Source organism: Deinococcus seoulensis, assembly GCF_014648115.1.
GTDB classification, from domain to species: Bacteria; Deinococcota; Deinococci; order Deinococcales; family Deinococcaceae; genus Deinococcus; species Deinococcus seoulensis.
The window spans coordinates 39,811-56,983 of record NZ_BMQM01000006.1; the positions used below are offsets into that span (position 1 = coordinate 39,811).

Consider the following 17,173-nt stretch of genomic DNA (forward strand, 5'->3'; position numbering starts at 1 on the left):
GCCGGAGTGTGGGCGGGCGCGGAGGGTCGCGCGGACAGACGGACTCGAGAAAGTCAGACAGCTGGGGCGGCCTAAACCGCCGCTTTCACAGGAGAGCCAATGATCATTTGGCAAGACAAGGCAGTGCCAATTGCAGGCAGCTATGATCGTTGCGTGATATCCGCCCTATCCACTCCGCTCTATCTGGTTTTATCCCTTCAGCCATCCCTTCCCCTGCTGCCGAAAAATCTATCTGATCCACAGCGTAAGGTGGCCCTCACGCTACTTCCAATGGCCAGTACTGCACTTGATGGTCAGCGATACAGTGGCCAACCCTGGACCAGCATATGCCAACCTAAATCAGAGAAACTTGGATTCGTGAAGAACGGCCCCTCTAGCTTTTCAGAGGCTAAAAAGGGATTTGCGAAAGCCGGCTTTACATTGATCAAAGAAACCAAATACGATATTCTGATGGCTGCGGAGTGGCGAGACAAGAATGAAGGTCGTTGGATCTTGGCTTGGCTTCCCGGCCATCAAGAGCCCGCAGTCATATCAGTCTGCAAGAGAAAATAATTCATCGGACCTCCTGCAAAATTCCCCGATTCTCAGCCATACATAAGCATCTCGCAGTACGGACAGCAACAACAGAGAAGTGAACCGGCACGAAAAACACCCCTCGCGGGTAGCTTATTCTCCGTCCTGATCGGCAGAATTCACTCAATTCACTCAACGCTAAAGAGCCTGGATTTGGGGTAAATGCTCTAGACTGGGCGGCATGTTGCTGACGATTGTCGTACTGGATTCCGTGGGTGCCGGCGAACTGCCGGACGCCGCGAGCTTCGGGGATACCGGGGCGCACACCCTGAACCACACCCTGCAGGCCGCGCCCGTGCATCTTCCGAACCTCGCGGCGCTGGGCCTGGCCCACGTGCCGACCGTTCACACGGACCCGGCGACTGTCCCGGCCGTGCCCGCGCAGGGAGCGTTCGGGCGGATGCGGGAGGTCAGTCCCGGCAAGGACACCAGCACCGGCCATTGGGAGTTCATGGGCGTGCAACTGGAACACGCATTCCAGGTGTTCCCGGACGGCTTCCCGCCCGCCGTGATGGACCGTTTCGACGCGGCGACCGGCACCGGGCACCTGTGCAACCGCCCGTACAGCGGCACCGACGTGCTGCTGGACTTCGGTGAGGAGCACGTGCGAACCGGCAAGCCCATCGTGTACACCAGCGCGGACAGCGTGTTCCAGATTGCCGCGCACGAGGACGTGGTGCCGCTGGAGACGCTGTACGCGTGGTGCGCCGCCGCGCGCGAGATCCTGCAGGGCGAGTACGCCGTGGCCCGCGTGATCGCCCGCCCGTTCCGGGGCGAGTTGCCGTTCGAGCGCGTGAACGAGCACCGCAAGGACTTCAGCCTCGTGCCGCCGCCCACCGTGCTGGACGCCCTGAAGGACGCCGGGCGGGCGGTCGTGGGCATCGGGAAGATTCCGGACATCTACGCGCACCGGGGCTTCACCGAGGAGATCCACACCGACGACAACGCCGACGGCATCATCAAGACGCTGGAGCGGATGCGCCGCGCGGCCGCCGAGGGCACCTCGGGCCTGATCTTCACGAACCTGGTGGATTTCGACAGTCGCTTCGGGCACCGCCGCGACCCGCAGGGCTACAGCGCCTGCCTCGCGCAGTTCGACGCGGCCCTGCCGGACCTGATCGCCGCCGTGCCCGCCGGGGGCGCGCTGATCGTCATCAGTGACCACGGGAACGACCCCACCTGGAAGGGCTCGGATCACACCCGCGAGTACGGACTGCTGCTGGCGCACGCGGGCGGCGCGGCGGGCGTGGACCTGGGCGAACGCGCCACCTTCGCGGACGTGGGCGCCACCGCCGCCGACGCGCTCGGCGCCGACTGGAGCGGGCCGGGCGAGAGCTTCTGGCCGCTGCTGAGCGCCCGGAACGGGTGAACGGACCGGCGCCCACCCCGCTGCCGGACGGCCTGTACGCCGCGCCGGAAGCGTTCACGCTGACCCTGACCCTCGGCGGCCGTTACGCCGGAGAGCAGCACTGGGCCATTCACCCGGAACGCAGCGCCGTCGTGGCGCGCGTACAGACCGATTTCGGCGGGGTGCTGCCCGAGATCCGGCGCGTGCAGACCAGCCGCGTCCACCCGCGTCAGCACACCAGTCTGGGGTACGCCGAGGGGGACGGGCGCGGCCGCGCGGCCTTCGAGGTGAACTTCGACCGGCGCGCCGGGACGGTCACGCTGCGGCAGGGTCGCGATGAGGCCAGCGCCCCCCTGACCACCGAGTACCAGGATCCGGTCAGTCTGCTGCTGTGGCTGCGCGCCCTGGTGGCCCGCGACCCGGCGCACACGGACCCGGCCACACCCGAACGGACGCACGCGCAACTGACGGGCGGCCGGGTGCTGATTCAGCGGCTGCCGGACCAGGAGATCGCGGGCGCGGTGTGCAGCGGGTTCTACCTGCGGCCCGGCGGCGCGTACGTGTTCGTGGAACAGGCCGCGCCGTGGCGCCTGACACGCCTGATTCAACCCACCGATTTCGGCCCGGTCGAGGCGAACGTGTCGGCCGGAGCGGCCCGCCGCGCCCCGGCTGGCGGCGCCCCGAACGGGAACGCTCCCCGCCGCCGCCGCGCCTGACCTGCCCCCCTGACCTGCCCGCCTGACTGGCCCGGCGGACCTTCTCCCCTCCCCCCCCTGTCCCCTGCCCCAACCCTGGAGTGATCATGCAAGTTCTGGAAGGCCCTGACGCCCGCCGCGCCCTGACGCGCACCTTCAATGACCTGCCCGTACCGGACGCCGTCCTGGCCCGCATCGAGGCGACCTTCGGCGAGGCCCTGAGCCCCACGCAGGTCGCAGAGCGCATCCTGGCCGACGTCCGCGCGCGCGGCGACGACGCCCTGCGCGACTGGACCGAACGCCTGGACGGCGCCCGCCCGGACACCCTGGCCGTCAGCGCCGACGAACTGGCCGCCGCCAGCGTGCCCGCCGACCTGCACGCCGCCATCCGGACCGCCATCGCCCGCGTGCGCGCCTTCTACGAGCAGCAGCCCGCGCATGGGTTCCTGAACCACGGCCCGGACGGCGCGCTGGGGCAACTGGTGCGCCCGCTCGGCCGGGTGGGCGTGTACGTGCCGGGCGGGCTGGCCCCGCTGATCAGCACCCTGATTCACACGGCGGTGCCCGCGCAGGTGGCGGGCGTGACGGACATCGTGGTCACCACGCCGCCCGCCCGTGACGGCAGCGTGCACCCGGCCATCCTGGTCGCGGCGCGCGAACTGGGCCTGAATCAGGTGTTCCGCGCCGGGGGCGCGCAGGCCATCGCGGCGCTCGCGTACGGCACGGCCAGCATTCCCGCCGTGGACAAGATCGCTGGGCCGGGCAACCTGTTCGTGGTGATCGCCAAGCGCCTCGTGTACGGCCAGACCGGCATCGAGAGTCTGCCCGGCCCGACCGAGACGCTGGTCGTGGCCGACGACAGCGCCGACCCGCGCCACGTGGCCGCCGACCTGCTCGCCCAGGCCGAGCACAACGGCGCGGAACCCGTGCTGGTGTCCACCAGCCGCGAGCTGCTGCTGCGCGTGCAGGCCGAACTGAACGGGCAACTGGAGGCGCTGCCGGAACCCAACCGGGGCTGGGCGCGGGACAGCGTGTCGGCGCGCATGAAGGTCGTGCTGGCCGGCACGCTGGACGAGGCGCTGGACCTCGCCAACCTGTACGCCCCCGAGCACCTGTGCCTGCTGACCCGCGACCCCTGGAGCCTGCTGGGGCAGGTGCAGCGCGCCGGGGGGGTGTTCATCGGCGAGTACTCCATGGAGGCGCTGGGCGATTACGTGGCCGGGCCGAGTCACGTCATGCCGACCGGCGGCACCGCCCGCTTCATGAGCCCCGTGAACGTGCGGGACTTCCAGAACATCATCTCGGTCGTGGGCCTGAACGAGGGCACGCTGCGCCGCATCGGCCCGGCCGGAGCGACCCTGGCGCGCGCCGAGGGCCTCGAGGCGCACGCCCGCGCCATCGAGAGCCGCCTGCCCCGCGACCCGGCGTGAACGCCGCGACCCACGCATGAACGACCTGCACCTGAACGATCACCGCCCCAGCGACCCGGTCAGTCTGGTCGTCCGCCGCCGCATCCGCCCCGGCCGGGAAGCCGAGTACGAATCCCTGCTGACCGAGGCGAACGCCCTGCTGGCCCGCATTCCCGGTCACCGGGGCACCGGCGTCGTGCGCCCCCCGCCCGGCGAGCACGAGTACACCCTGCTGGCCCGTTTCGAGTCCCTGAGTGCCGCTGCCGACTGGGAACTCTCGCCGGAACGCGCCGACTGGCTCGCGCGCATCGCGCCGCTGGTCGACGAGCACGTCAGTTTCGAGAAACAACCGGGCCTGGACTTCTGGTTCACGCCGCCCGCCGCGCCCAGGTTGCGCCAGCCGCCCCGCTGGAAGATGGCGCTGCTGACCCTCGCGGCGCTGTACCCGGTGAGCGTCAGCACGTCATGGCTGTTCGGGGAGGCCCTGAAACCCTGGCTGGGGCACTGGCCCATGCCCGTGCGGGCGCTGCCGCAGATGATCGTGGTCGTGCTGTCCATGACCTACCTCGTCATGCCCGCCGTGACCCGCTGGGCCACCCCCTGGCTGCGCCGCTGATGGGCTGGCTGCGCCGCTGACGGGCACCCGGATTCCGGACAGGAAGGGGGGCATCCGGGTACGTGCCCAGATGCCCCCCTCCTCGTACGGGTTCCGTTTGTTTCCCACTCGTTTCGCTCGGATTGAACGGCTTTGTAAGCCATTCACTCGGAGTCCGTATCAGTTCAGCTGGGCGCCCTGCCAGCCGTGCACGGCGGCGGCGTCGCTGGCGGCGGCCAGCAGCGTCACGAGCTGCCCGTCGCGGTAGGGGGTCAGCAGCAGCGTCTGCTGGCCGTACGTGACCTGTACGCCGCTCAGGTCGCCGCGGTTCAGGTGGAAGCTGGCGGTGGCGGCGGCCGTCACCAGGAAGCGGGCGTACATGCCGAAGTTCTCGGAGAGGGCCTCGCCGAACGCGTCCTGGCGTTCGCCGTCGGCGTCGTACAGCACCGCGCCGAGCACGCCGGGAACGGCGCGCAGCGAGGCCAGCGGCCCGCTGTGGGTGTGCGTCGGGGCGGCCGGTGCGGGTGAGGCGGGCACCGGTGCGGCGGGGGCAGGCACGGCAGGGGCAGCGGCGGCCTGCGGGGCAGGAACCGGGGCGGGCTCACTGACCGCCGGGACAGGATCACTGCTGGCGGGGGTGTCCTGGCGCCGCGCGAGGGCGGCCTGCAGGTGCGGTTCGATGGCGGGCAGCAGTTCGGTGGGCGTGAAGGGTTTGCGCAGCACGCCGCAGGCTCCGGCGTTGCTGGCGTCACGCTGGGTCACGTCGTCCACGATGCCGCTCATGAGCATCACGGGAATGTTCAGCTGACGGTCACCCAGGATGCGGGCCAGTTCCAGGCCGCTCATGCCGGGCATCAGGATGTCGGCCAGGATCATGTCGGGCAGCGGTTCGAGGTTCAGCAGGGCGTTCTCGGCGCTGTCGGCCATGCGGACCACGTAGCCCTGCGGGGCCAGGATGCGTTCCAGGGCCTTGCGGACGCTGACGCTGTCGTCGACGACCAGGATGGTGGTGGGGGTGGGGGGCAGGTCAGACGGGTTCATGAGGCCTCCAGGGCGGCGTTGGGTGATGTTGCCTGAGAATGATCGATCTGCACGGCGGCTTCCATCAGCAGGCGGGACGTGGGAAGCGTGATCTGTTTAGGGTACCCGTTCAGGGCGTCGGGGGAAATCAGGTGGAAGCGGAACTCGCCGGGCCCGGAGACGGTCAGCAGGTGCGTGGCGGCCTGGGTGGGGTTCAGGTCCGCGAATTCCGCGTCGATGATCTCACCCCGGCGCAGCACCAGGTGCGCGGGTTGCGCGCCCAGGTGCAGGATCAGCAGGCCCGTCAGTTGCAGGTCCTGGGTGCACAGCAGCACGTCGGTCAGGCCCAGCGAGGTCAGGGTGCCGTGCATGGCGGCGGCGTCCGGGTCGGCCCAGCGGGGCGCGGTCAGTTCGCCCAGGCGGGCCAGGGCGCGGGCCAGGCCCTCGGGCACGCTCAGTCCGGCGGGCACGGTCACGTCGTGCGGGCCGCCGTAGCGTTTGGGCAGTTGCGCGCCGGGAATCAGGACGATGGTCTCGGCGCTGGCCGGGTCGTCCCGCAGGATCTCGTGCAGGTCGGCCGGGCTGAGGTCCTCGAGGTGCGGGTCGATGATCACCAGGTACGGTTTCTCGCGTTCGATCTGCGTCAGGGCGTGCAGGCCCCCGGCGGCGGTGGTGGCGGTCCAGCCGGCCACTTCGATCAGCGCGGCGTGTGACAGGGCGCGTGACAGGTGCGGCGAGACCACCAGGCAGCAGCTGTCGGAACCTCCCCAGGTCATGCGCTCACCTTCCCGGCGGGCAGCAGCGCGGTCAGGCGGCGTTGCAGCAGGCGTTCCTCGGCGGGTTTGGCGAGGTAGTCGCTGGCGCCGAGTTCCATGGCAAGCTGCTGGTGTTTCTCGCCGGCGCGGGTGGTCATGATCACGACCGGCAGTCCCGTGTGCGCGGGGCTGCTGCGTACGGCGCGCAGGAGCTCGAAGCCGTTCATGCGGGGCATCTCGAGGTCGCTGAGCAGCAGGTCGGCGCGTTCCCCGGCCAGCAGGCGTTCCAGGGCTTCCTGGCCGTCGCTGGCGGTGGTGACCTGGAAGCCGAAGCGTTCGAGGCTGCGGCCCACGTGGCGGCGCACGCTGAGGCTGTCGTCGACCAGCAGGATGTGCGCGGCGGCGGTGGGGGCGGCCGTGCGGCGCTCGGCGCGGCGCACGCCACGGGCGCTGGCCTGCGCCAGTCCGGCCGGGTCGAGAATCGCGACCGGGAAGGCGCGGCCCGACGCGTCGTTCAGGGTGGTCATGCCGCTCAGGTACCCCAGGTTGCCCAGCAGTTGCCCGGCGGGACGCAGCACGATTTCCTCGAGGCTCAGGAACTCGTCGACCAGCAGGTGCAGGGTCCCGGCGCCGTGCTCGCCGGCCAGCGCGACGCGGGCCACGTAGCGGACGCTGGCGGGCGCCTCGCCCCACAGGTCGTTCAGGTCCACGCTGCCGGCGGGGGCCTCGCCGTCCAGGACGCTCATGCCCTGCATCTGCGAGGCGAGGATGGCGACGCGTTGCGTGCCGACGCGCATGACCAGCACGTCCGTGATCTGCTGCGCGACCGGGACGTGCAGGGTGATGGCGGTGCCCTGGCCGGGCTGGCTGCGCAGGTTCACGCGGCCGCCCATGCGGGCGATGGCGTCGCGTACGGCGTCCATGCCGACGCCACGTCCGGCTTCCTGCGTGACCTGCCCGGCGGTGCTGAGGCCCGGCAGGAACACCAGTTGCGCGGTCTGGTCGTCGGTGTACGCGGCGAGTTCCCCGGCGCTGGCGTGCCCGGACTGAAGGGCGCGCTGGCGCAGGGCGTCGAAGTTCAGTCCGCGTCCGTCGTCCTGCACGGTCACGCTGAGGTGTCCGTCGGCCACGCGGGCGTTCACGCTGACCTGCAGGCGGCCGGGTTTGCCCTGCGCGGCGCGTTCTTCCGGCGCCTGCCCGCCGTGCACGGCGGCGTTGGTGAGCAGGTGCAGCAGCGCCTCGCCCAGCGGTCCGGCGTGCTGCGCGTCGATCAGGCTGTCCTCGCCGTGAATGGTGAGGGTCAGGTCGTCGCGGCGGCCCGCCCAGCGGTGCAGGGGCGCGGTGACGCGGCTGACCGGCAGCAGGCGGGCGCGGCTGAGTTCCACGCGCAGCTGGCGGGTCAGTTTTTCCAGGCTGGTCAGTTCGTCGCCCAGCGCGCTGATGCCCTGCGCGGTCTGGGCGCGGATCTCGGTCAGGTCGGCGCTCAGTTCGGTCACGGCGCGCGCCAGGATGTTCAGGTCGTCGTACGTGTCGAGTTCCAGCGCCCCGAAGTCCGCGAGGCGGTCCTGGAGTTGCAGGTCCCCGGCCGGGCGGGCGGTTGGGCCTCCTGCACCGGCGTTGCCCGCTCCCATGCCTGCGCCCATGCTGCCGCCGGGTGTCAGGTGGGGGTTCAGGTAGCGTTCCTCGAAGTCGCGCACGGTGCGCTGCACGCGTTCGTGCGCGGCGTCCAGGCTTCCAGAGAGCGCCTGCTGGCGCAGGAACAGGCCGTTCAGGCGGGCGCGGCTGGCGACCAGTCCGGCCACGTCGTCCAGCATGCCGTCCAGGCGGGCGCTGTCCACGCGCACGCTCAGGCGGGTTTCGCTGCGGGCGGTGTCGGTGGGCGTGACCGGGACCGGCAGGGCCGGGGCCTGACCGCCCAGCAGCGCGGCCACGCTGGCGCGGTAGGTCTGCACGCGGTCCGTCTGCGAGCCCAGGCGGCCCTCGGCGTGAGCCAGGACCGCCTCGGCCACGTTCAGGCCGTCCTCGAGCAGCGGCAGCGCGCGGTCCAGGGGAATGCCGTCCTCCCGGGCGCTGGACATCAGGTCTTCCAGGGCGTGACCGGTGTCCGCAAGGTCCTGCAACCCCACCATGGCGCTGCTGCCTTTCAGGGTGTGCGCCGCGCGGAACAGCGCGGTCAGGTCCGGGGTGTCCGAATCCAGGCCCTGGCGGAGCGCGGCGGTCAGTTCGGCCGCTTCCGGCCCGAAGTCCTCCCAGATGGGTGCGTTGATGACCGCGAAGGGTTGCTCCTCGCGCAGATCGCTCAGGGCGTCGCGGGCCTTGAGTTCGAAGGGATGGGCCTGCAGCAGCGCCGTGACGTGCTGCGGGCCGTCCTTGTGCGCGAACATCAGGCCCACGTCGCCCTCGCCCTCGCCGCGTTCGATGCGGTCCAGGGCGGTGTTCAGGCACCCCACGGCGCGTTCGAGCACCTCGGTGATGTGCGGCACGGCCGTCTCGGGGAAGCTGGCGCGGCCTTCCATCAGGCGTTCGAGCAGGCCGGCCAGCGCGGCGGTCTGCGGGTAGCCGTACAGGCCGGCGGTGCCCTGCAGGCGGTGGCCGAGCACCCACAGGGTTTCCATGGCCTGCATGCGGGTGGTGGGCATCCACAGGTCGACGGTCGCGTCCTCGAGCCCGGCCGTGACGCTGCGGGCGTCTTGCAGGTACGTGGCGGTCAGGTCCGCGTCCAGGGTGACCGGGTTGTAGGGAACGGACGTCATGGCTGGTTTCCTCTCAGGGCGTGAAGGGGGGCGGGCGGAGGGACAGGGGGCCACGCGGGCAGGCGTGACCCCCGTACGTTCAGCTGGGCAGCTTGAAGCGCGACAGGCTCTGCAGCAGGTTCTGCGCGAGGTGCTGCAGGCGCTGCGCGGCGTCACGGCCCTGCTGCACGCTCTCGTGCGACTGCTCGGCCACCTGACCGATCTGCTGCACCGATTCGCTCACCTGCTCGACGCTGCGCACCTGTTCGGTGGTGGCGGCGTTGATTCGTTCCGCGAACTGCGCGGCCTGCGCGGCCAGCGTGCCCAGTTCCTCGATGCGCTCCCCGGCGGTCGCGGCGACGCGGTAGCCCTGTTCCACCTCGCGGGTGCCGTCTTCCACGCTGGTGACGACCTCCGTGATTTCCAGCTGCACCGTGCGGATCAGGCTGGCGATGCGCGCGGTGGCCTGCGCGGAGGAGTCCGCGAGTTTACGCACTTCGTCTGCCACGATCGCGAAGCGGCTGCCGGCGGCCCCTGCACCGGCCGCCTCGATGGAGGCGTTCAGTGCCAGAAGGTTGGTCTGGCTGGACAGGCGCGAGATGGTGTCCACGATTTCCTGAATTTCCAGCGAGCGTTCACCCAGCGTCTTGATTCGGCGGGACACGCCCTGCACCTCGCGGCGGATGTTCTGCATGCCGTCCAGGGTGCCCAGCACGGCCTCGCGACCCTGCTGGGAGGCCGCGAGCGCCTGGCGGGCGGATTCGGCGCTCTGGCGGGCGGCGTCGGCCATCTCGCGGAAGCCTTCGGTCACGGCCTGCACCTGCTCGGCCACGCGGCGCGTTTCGGCGGTGGTGGTGTCGGCGCCGCGCACGATCTGGTCGGTGGTGCCCAGCATCTCGCGGCTGGCGGACGTCACGGACGCCGAGGCTTTCTGCACCTCGCCCAGAACGGCGCCCAGCTCGTCGACCATCACGTTGATGGAGTCCACGACGTTCCCCAGCACGTCCTCACTGACGACGCCGCGGCGGGTCAGGTCGCCGCCCGCGATGTCCATGGTCACGTCCAGGAACGAGCCGATGTTGCCCTGCAGGCGCTGCGCTTCTTCACGTTCGGCGACGTTCTTCTGTTCGTTGGCGCGCAGCTGCGCGGTCGCGTTGTTGAAGGTGTAGGCCATGAAGCCCAGTTCATCGCGGGTCTGCACGGGCACCTGCACGTTCAGGTCGCCCTGGGTCAGGGCGCGGCTGGCGCGGGTCAGTTCCGAGAGGGGCTTGACGATCGAGCGTGACAGGCGGATCAGCAGCGTGAACGCCAGGATCAGCGCGGCGGCCACCAGCGTCAGCGCGATCAGCAGTTGCCGTCTGGCGTCGTCCACGCGCTCTTGCAGCAGGCCGCCCAGGACCTTGGTGCCCACGTTCAGGGTGGCGGTGCCTTTCAGTGACGCGCCGTCCTCGATGCTGCTGGCGTTCACGCCGTTCAGGGTGCCTTTCTCGACCGCTGCGTTCAGGTCGGCCAGGACCGGGGTCAGGGAGTCCGCGAAGGTCTGCGCGGACTTCCCGAGGGTGTCTTCCAGGGCGGGGTTCACGCGCACGGCGCGTTCCACGCTGGACTGGTAGGCGACCAGCGCGCTTTCCATCTGCACGTTCAGGCGGCGGATCAGTTCCAGGTAGGCGCTGTCGTCACCGGGTTCGCGCAGGCCCGCCTCGGCGGTCAGGCTGGCCACGTGCAGGCGGGTCAGGATTTCCGGCAGGATTCGCAGCGTGGCGTCCATGGTGAAGAAGGTGTCGGCGACCGGGTCGAGCATCAGGCCCGACTGGGTCAGGGCGTCCTCGGTCATGCCGCGCTGGTAGTTGGCGGTCAGGCTGCTGAAGGCCTGCACGATGCTCAGGTCGGCCTGCGTGCCGATGGCGTCGGGCAGCACCTTCCACTCCTTGCGGAACTCCTCGATGCGGCTGCGGTAGATGGGGTCCACCATGGGTTCCAGGGCGTCCAGCGCGGCGTCCACGCCAGCGGCGGACTTCTCGGCGCGGGCGGTGTCCCCTTCGAGCGCGCCGTCCATGAAGGCGTTCACGTTGTTGCTGATGGCGCTGAGCGGCCCGAACAGTTGCAGGCCGCTCAGTTCGCGCTGCGCGAAGCTGATGTTGCTCTGCTGCCCGGCCAGCATGATGCTCACCAGGATGGTCAGCGGCACGCCGAAGGCCAGCGCGGTCAGCGAGAGTTTCTGACCCACGCGCAGTTGTCCCAGCCAGCCGACGCGCTGATCCTGGGCGGTGCGGGAAGGGCGGGACAGTCGGGCAGTCTGGAACTGGAGTTGCATGGGTGAACCTCCGGGGGGAAGGGAGCGGCCTGGGGGCAGCGGAGCGGGGGGCGGGCAGGGACGGACAGGAAGGCGGGCGGGGGTCAGCCCAGGGAGTCGCGCAGTTCGCGGGCCAGCACGGGCGGGTTCAGCAGCGGACCGCCGGGCAAGTCGATCAGCAGGGCGCTGCTGACGGGCGGGGTGGGCAGCGCCGTGACGCCGAACACCTCGTTGACCAGCAGGGCCACGCGGTCCCCTTCGAGGCTGGTCAGGACCATCAGGCGGGGCTCGTCGGCGGCAGGTTCGCCGGGCAGCAGCGGGGCGAGGTTCACCAGCGGCACGGCGCGCCCCTGCACGGTGGTCAGGCCCAGCAGGAGCGGCTCGCCGTTCGGGAGGGGCGCGACCGGTCCGAGTTCGGCGATGGTCTGCTCGCCCGAGAGGGGCAGGGCCAGCCTCTCGCCCTGAATGCGGACCAGCAGCGCGTCGGGCATCAGCCGATCAGTTTGGCGATCACGCCGTGCAGCTGGTCCGGGGTGTAGGGCTTGACGATGTAATCGTCGGCTCCCTGACGCAGGCCCCATTTCACGTCGGTTTCGTTGCCCTTGCTGGACACGAACACGACCTTCAGGGACTCCATGCCGGGCTGGCGACGCAGGCCGCGCACGACCTCGTAGCCGTTGCGGCCGGGCATCACGACGTCCACCATCAGCAGGTCGGGTTTGACCTGCTCGGCCACGGCTTCCACCTGCGCGGGGTCGTTCAGGGCGGTGACGGTGTGGGCGCTGCCGTTCAGGGCGGCTTCCATGAATTTCAGGTCGGCGGGGGAGTCATCAACGATCAGGATTCGTGCCATGCAGATTCAACTTCCTTTGGGGGCCGCGCCCCACTGGGTGGGGCCGGGCGCAACCGGAAAACCTTTCCGGGGAGGGGGCGAAACGGGAAGACGGAAACAGAAGAGGTGGGCGCGCGGCCCGCAGCGGGCGGGGGTCAGTCGGCCGGGTCAGTCGGCGGCGCTGCCGGAACCGAAGTCCATCTCGTCCAGGTCGCCGCCGCGCCCGGCGTCCATCAGGATGCTCGTGACGGCCAGACCGATCAGCAGGAACGACACGACACCCACGATCAGGGCCAGCAGCGAGGTGTCCACGCCGCCGGACGCCAGTCCGGTCTTCATCTCGTCGACCACGTGATAGTTCAGGGCGGCCATGCCGGTGTAGTGCATGCCGATCACGGCGGCGCCCATCACGAGGCCCGCGCCGAGCTTCACGCCGAACAGGCCCATGCGGGTCTGGCGGCTGACCCATTCACTGGACAGCAGGCGGAACAGGAAGAACGCGACCATGCTGGCGCCCACGGCAATCAGGACCGACGCGATCAGCGGGAACCACACGATCTGCGCTTCCGTGCCGGGCATCTGGTAGGCGGCCATGCCGGTGTAGTGCATGACCACGATCCCCAGACCGGCGATCGACCCGGCGGCAGCCAGGCGGCCCAGGGTCAGGGGTCCGGCATGCAGGATGCGCAGCGCGGGGTAGATCATGGCCACGGCGATCAGGCCGGAGAACACGGTCAGACCCGTGTTGAAGCTGGCGGCCACGTCCACCTGGTAGGCCAGCATGCCCACGAAGTGCATGGCCCAGATGCCGTACCCGAGCACCAGTGCCTGCGCAACCAGCCAGAAGCGGCTGGTGCTCTGAGTGAAGTTCTGTCCGGCGCGTCCCGCGAGTTCCAGCGAGACGTACGAAGCCAGCGCCGCAATGATGTAGGACAGCACGATGTACGAGCTGTTCCACTGCGCGCTCACCATCTGAGAGTGATCCATAGGTCGTTCCTCCTTCGTCACGGTTGGCCCACCGTTCAACGTCCCTGAACCATAAACCCAGTGAACTCACATAAAACTTACTGACCAGTCACCTCATAGAACGCCACCAACGAATGCCAGAAACCGCACATTCCTGCCGTGCGGACGCTCCTTTCCCCGTAACGGCCCTCTTCCCCACCCCACGCACCTGCCCCGCAGGCGCACAGACGCGCCCCGTATGGTGAAGGCATGACCGACCTCCCCCACACCGACACACAGACCAGCTTCCCACTGACCGACCGATTCACGGCCGCCCTGACCCTCGCCAGCCACTGGCACGCCGGGCAGTACCGCAAGGTCACCGGCAGCGCCACACCCACCGTTCCGTACCTGTCGCACCTGCTGGGCGTGGCATCCATCGCCCTGGAATACGGCGCGACCGAGGATCAGGCCGTCGCCGCACTCCTCCACGACGCCCTCGAAGACGGCCCCGCCAACACCGGCCACACACCCACCCACCTGCGCGAACAGATCGCCGGAACGTTCGGGGAGAGCGTCGCCCGCCTCGTGGACGACGCCACCGACGACACCCCCGCCCCCGGCCAGCCCAAACGCCCCTGGCCCGCCCGCAAGACCGAATACCTGAGCGGCCTGCACCACAAAAGCGCCGCCTCACTCCTCGTCAGCGCCGCCGACAAACTGCACAACGCCCGCACCATCCTCGCCGACGTGAGCGCACTCCCCACCGACCAGCGCCACGCGTACTTCGACCGCTTCGGGCAGGGACACGCCGGCACCATGCAGTACTACCGCCTGCTGAGCGACCACTACCAGGCCGCGCCCGCCACCCACACCCAGCCGCGCCTGCGCGCCCTGCTACGCGAACTCGAACGGACCGTCACCGACCTCGAACACGCCACCGGCCTGACCGCCGACCAGACCCGAGGGCTGCCGCTGCTGCGAGACGCCCAGGCACCCCGGTCACAGGACGCCAGCGGGACGGGGTCCGTCTGACACTCCGATTGAACGGTTTTAGCAAACCCTCCAATCAGAGCAGAGCGAGTGGAAGCCGGGCGGATTCCGGACGTGGAACTGGCAATCCGGTGAAGTTCCGGGTGGTCGACGAAACAGACGGAATCCGCATGAGCCGGACCCGTCACTGATCCCATGGCGCATCTCAGAGCATCAGACCTCTCGGCGCTGCAACGCCGCGACCTGGACACCTTTGTTCAGGTCATGCTGGCACGCGGCTGGCAGCCCTCGGGGACGTTCGGCATCCTGTTCGAGCAGGGTTGGGCCGTGCCGTACCAGGCCGAGTTCAGTCTGCGGCGAACCCGCACGTCACTGATCGTCCGTTACATCTGCGGGTCGGGCGACACGACCGTCAATCTGACCCTTCACGACGCCACTGACAATCAGATGCTTGCGCTGAGGTCTGAACGACCTGATCCCGTGAGCATCCATCAACTGATCGGCCACGCCGAGGAACTTCCATCACAGGGTGTCCGCCGCGTGCTCGAAGCGATTGCCGCGAGTGCTCTGCCGATCACGCTGAATGTCCGTGACACCTACCTTCCGCTGGACGCCGCGCTGATCCGACGTCTGTACAGCCGTTGACGGCCAGTCGTGCACAGGTCACGGCCCGTTTCTCTCAACGTGAGGTCGCATCCATGACGCCAGATACCGAGGCTATCCTCTACTTTCGCCAGCAGTTCGGGACGGTCATCGGCGCGGTGAAGCCTGCTGCCGACACCCTGCGCGAGTATCCGGAGTTCCTGCGGCTGTTCTGGCAGGAAGTCGGATTCGGCTCTCGCGAGGATGGGTTCGTGTGGCTGGTCCATCCGCAGGAAACCGGCTGGTTTGCGCCGATGTTTGACCTTGACCGGAGCCTGATTCCATTCGCGCGGACTTCGTTTGGCGACTTTCACCTGTTCGACCGGAGTGGACGCTGTTTCTTCTTCTCGCCAACGAACAGGGAGCTTCTACTGATTGCAGATTCCTTCCACACCGCCATCATGACGCTGAGCGAGGCGGAGTACATCGAGGATGATGTCCTGTTCGCACGTCATCAGGAGATGTGGGAGGCAGGCCACCATATTAACGCCACCACCTGCTACTGCCTGAGCCCAGCTGTCCCGCTGGGAGGAGACGAGCTGACCTCAGAAATCTACGTGGGCGACCTGCAACCCTACTGCCACCTGCTGAGTCAGGCTTGAGGTCCGTGACTGGAGCGACGCGGCTGGCCCGGGATCCTGGGAGTATCCGGAGCGCAGGAATGAAAAATCCCCCTCTGGGAGGGGGAGTTTCTATGGTGTGCCCGAAGGGATTCGAACCCCTGGCCTTCTGATCCGTAGTCAGACGCTCTATCCAGCTGAGCTACGGGCACGTCCTATGTGTTGCTGGCGCTTTTGTTGCGGGCACTCGTTGCCCAGCCGAAAGAGGCTACAGGGTTCAGGCGGAAATTGCAAGTGGGGATGGTGGGGTGCGGCGCCAGGGCAGCAGCACGGCGCGGGTCGCAAGAGCGAAACACCCACGCGTGGCGGGGGCTCTGCTGTGGTGGTGTGCCCGAAGGGATTCGAACCCCTGGCCTTCTGATCCGTAGGTGGCAGCTTTCAAACGTCCCTGATGACCCTTGGCACCCGTAGATGCCCTCAACAGTGCTTTTAAGTACGTCGAAGCTAACATTGCGAGATTCCGGGAAGGCGCCGGAACCTCTCCATTCCCGCTTCAACATACTTCCTCTGCTACGCGCTCCGCGCGGTTTATCTAAAAGATAAACGCAGTGTACTTAACGGGGTTTCTCAGGTCACCTGCTGTCCTTCGAAGGTCTTGGAGCGCCTGTGAGGCCTGCCCGGGTAAGGCACGCACAAGGCACGATCCTTCCTCATGCAGCGGGAGTCCTGGCGAGGTCAAAGTTTGGGTCCTGGCCATACCGCCGGGCCTGCCGGTCAACGAACAGAACGTGAACAGCCTCGGGTTGATAGTCAAGTATGACGGCTTCAAGGCCCTGATGACCGGGAACAGCGAAATACCCCAGACGAACGCGTGGCTCAAGCCCTTCGGCAGACAGGCGTTCGGACCGGTAGACGTGTACAAGAGCATGCTCCATTCTCTTGATCAGGTCGGCGGCGGCTCCGCAACCGTGTTCCCTGGCTCGGGCCTTGACGCTTACGGTGTCACGCGGATCAACTCTTCAACTGGAGCGGGCTGGAAGGGCCTCGTCCGTAAGATCGAAGATCACGTCCGACCGTACGTCTCCCACAGTAACTACGCGACGGTCAGCATGTCGCCTATTACAGTCGACGTTCGACAAGGATGACTCGCCAAGGATGACCATGATTGAAGAATTCTTCTCCATGTACTTCGACAAGCCAGCCGGGCCGGTTCTCCGACCTGCCATGACGATCAATCACCCGGTGATCCGCCATATTTACGAAGAGTATGGCATCTGCACATCCAGAAACGGCTTTTTCCGCGTGATCGACCCGGAGAAATGGCAGGAGAGTTACATGCCTTGGTTTCGGTTGATGCGGGACGACGACGGCGTCTACGAAGGGCCGGAACTGTTCCCGTTCATGACCACGGTGTTCGGCTACCCGTACATTTTCTCGAATCTGGAAAATGCGACTGTTGCCGGCTATATCGACGTGACCGACAATTTCCACACACTGGGGCACGCAAGTGCCCTCTTCGAGGAGGTCTTGCTGGATGACGTTTCGTATCAGTACAGCCTTTACGGGGAAGTCTACGAGGATCTGATGCCTGTAGACCCGCTCCTTACAAGTGAGGAGTGTTTCGGGTTTTTCCCGCCGATTACAATGGGTGGTGAGCCATCGGCAGAGACAGTGCAACGCGTCAAGCTACGTGAGCACCTGCACTTCCTGGCAGAAATTTCCGGCCTCCCGACCAAGTAGACCTTGCCTCTTCAGCACCGGACATCTTCAGCTTTTTACCG

General features: G+C 68.0%; 17 protein-coding genes and 1 tRNA gene. 10 read left to right on the forward strand and 8 right to left on the reverse strand.

All coding sequences use genetic code 11. The features are described 5' to 3' along the window. The first annotated feature begins 99 nt into the window (after positions 1-99). From IEY70_RS06445 to IEY70_RS06465, 5 genes are all read left to right on the forward strand, one after another. Positions 100-552 (forward strand): hypothetical protein, encoded by a 453-nt coding sequence (locus IEY70_RS06445; RefSeq protein WP_189064187.1) that lies wholly within the window; start codon positions 100-102, stop codon positions 550-552. A 202-nt stretch (positions 553-754) separates the two neighbouring features. After that, entirely contained in the window at positions 755-1,942 is a 1,188-nt protein-coding gene (locus IEY70_RS06450) for a phosphopentomutase (RefSeq protein ID WP_189064188.1), read from the forward strand. Beyond that, positions 1,939-2,637, forward strand: coding sequence for a DUF3108 domain-containing protein (locus IEY70_RS06455; protein WP_229777695.1), 699 nt, complete (start codon positions 1,939-1,941; stop codon positions 2,635-2,637). The genes IEY70_RS06450 and IEY70_RS06455 overlap by 4 nt, the downstream gene beginning before the upstream one ends. 86 nt (positions 2,638-2,723) lie before the next feature. Beyond that, positions 2,724-4,046 carry a histidinol dehydrogenase gene (hisD, locus tag IEY70_RS06460; protein ID WP_189064189.1) on the forward strand — a complete coding sequence of 441 codons (1,323 nt, stop codon included), beginning with the start codon at positions 2,724-2,726 and terminating at the stop codon, positions 4,044-4,046. Between the two features lie 16 nt (positions 4,047-4,062). After that, positions 4,063-4,641, forward strand: a complete 579-nt coding sequence (locus IEY70_RS06465) for an antibiotic biosynthesis monooxygenase (RefSeq protein ID WP_189064190.1) — start codon at positions 4,063-4,065, stop codon at positions 4,639-4,641. Between the two features lie 159 nt (positions 4,642-4,800). On the opposite strand, the gene IEY70_RS06470 is transcribed toward IEY70_RS06465, so the two are convergent. From IEY70_RS06470 to IEY70_RS06500, 7 genes are all read right to left on the reverse strand, one after another. Next, the gene (locus tag IEY70_RS06470; protein ID WP_189064191.1) at positions 4,801-5,661 is read right to left on the reverse strand and encodes a response regulator; all 861 of its coding nucleotides are present in this window, start codon (positions 5,659-5,661) and stop codon (positions 4,801-4,803) included. Further along, entirely contained in the window at positions 5,658-6,416 is a 759-nt protein-coding gene (locus tag IEY70_RS06475; RefSeq protein WP_189064192.1) for a DUF4388 domain-containing protein, read from the reverse strand. The genes IEY70_RS06470 and IEY70_RS06475 overlap by 4 nt, the downstream gene beginning before the upstream one ends. Next, on the reverse strand, positions 6,413-9,148 hold the full coding sequence (locus tag IEY70_RS06480; RefSeq protein ID WP_189064193.1) for a hybrid sensor histidine kinase/response regulator: 2,736 nt from the start codon (positions 9,146-9,148) through the stop codon (positions 6,413-6,415). The genes IEY70_RS06475 and IEY70_RS06480 overlap by 4 nt, the downstream gene beginning before the upstream one ends. Before the next feature lie 79 nt (positions 9,149-9,227). After that, positions 9,228-11,441 carry a methyl-accepting chemotaxis protein gene (locus IEY70_RS06485; protein WP_229777696.1) on the reverse strand — a complete coding sequence of 738 codons (2,214 nt, stop codon included), beginning with the start codon at positions 11,439-11,441 and terminating at the stop codon, positions 9,228-9,230. Positions 11,442-11,524: 83 nt separating this feature from the next. Further along, on the reverse strand, positions 11,525-11,911 hold the full coding sequence (locus IEY70_RS06490) for a chemotaxis protein CheW (RefSeq protein WP_189064194.1): 387 nt from the start codon (positions 11,909-11,911) through the stop codon (positions 11,525-11,527). Continuing rightward, positions 11,911-12,273: a response regulator gene (locus IEY70_RS06495; RefSeq protein ID WP_189064195.1), complete on the reverse strand. Its 363-nt coding sequence runs from the start codon at positions 12,271-12,273 to the stop codon at positions 11,911-11,913. Before IEY70_RS06495 ends, IEY70_RS06490 begins: the two co-directional genes overlap by 1 nt. Positions 12,274-12,420: 147 nt before the next feature. Continuing rightward, positions 12,421-13,239 carry an MHYT domain-containing protein gene (locus IEY70_RS06500; RefSeq protein WP_189064196.1) on the reverse strand — a complete coding sequence of 273 codons (819 nt, stop codon included), beginning with the start codon at positions 13,237-13,239 and terminating at the stop codon, positions 12,421-12,423. 228 nt (positions 13,240-13,467) lie between these two features. Here IEY70_RS06500 and IEY70_RS06505 point away from each other — a divergent pair, with 228 nt between their 5' ends. The 3 genes from IEY70_RS06505 to IEY70_RS06515 all read left to right on the forward strand — a co-directional run bounded on the left by IEY70_RS06505 (position 13,468) and on the right by IEY70_RS06515 (position 15,434). After that, complete coding sequence (locus IEY70_RS06505) at positions 13,468-14,232, forward strand: HD domain-containing protein (protein WP_189064197.1); 765 nt, start codon at positions 13,468-13,470, stop codon at positions 14,230-14,232. Positions 14,233-14,385: 153 nt separating this feature from the next. After that, entirely contained in the window at positions 14,386-14,835 is a 450-nt protein-coding gene (locus tag IEY70_RS06510; RefSeq protein ID WP_189064198.1) for a hypothetical protein, read from the forward strand. Positions 14,836-14,888: 53 nt separating this feature from the next. Further along, entirely contained in the window at positions 14,889-15,434 is a 546-nt protein-coding gene (locus IEY70_RS06515) for a hypothetical protein (RefSeq protein ID WP_189064199.1), read from the forward strand. A 93-nt stretch (positions 15,435-15,527) separates the two neighbouring features. Here IEY70_RS06515 and IEY70_RS06520 read toward each other — a convergent pair. Then, a tRNA-Arg gene (locus IEY70_RS06520) sits at positions 15,528-15,604 on the reverse strand. A gap of 576 nt (positions 15,605-16,180) precedes the next feature. Here IEY70_RS06520 and IEY70_RS06525 point away from each other — a divergent pair. Beyond that, positions 16,181-16,537 carry a polymorphic toxin type 15 domain-containing protein gene (locus IEY70_RS06525; RefSeq protein WP_189064200.1) on the forward strand — a complete coding sequence of 119 codons (357 nt, stop codon included), beginning with the start codon at positions 16,181-16,183 and terminating at the stop codon, positions 16,535-16,537. Positions 16,538-16,553: 16 nt separating this feature from the next. After that, positions 16,554-17,132: a T6SS immunity protein Tdi1 domain-containing protein gene (locus tag IEY70_RS06530; RefSeq protein WP_189064201.1), complete on the forward strand. Its 579-nt coding sequence runs from the start codon at positions 16,554-16,556 to the stop codon at positions 17,130-17,132. Positions 17,133-17,173: the final 41 nt, after the last annotated feature.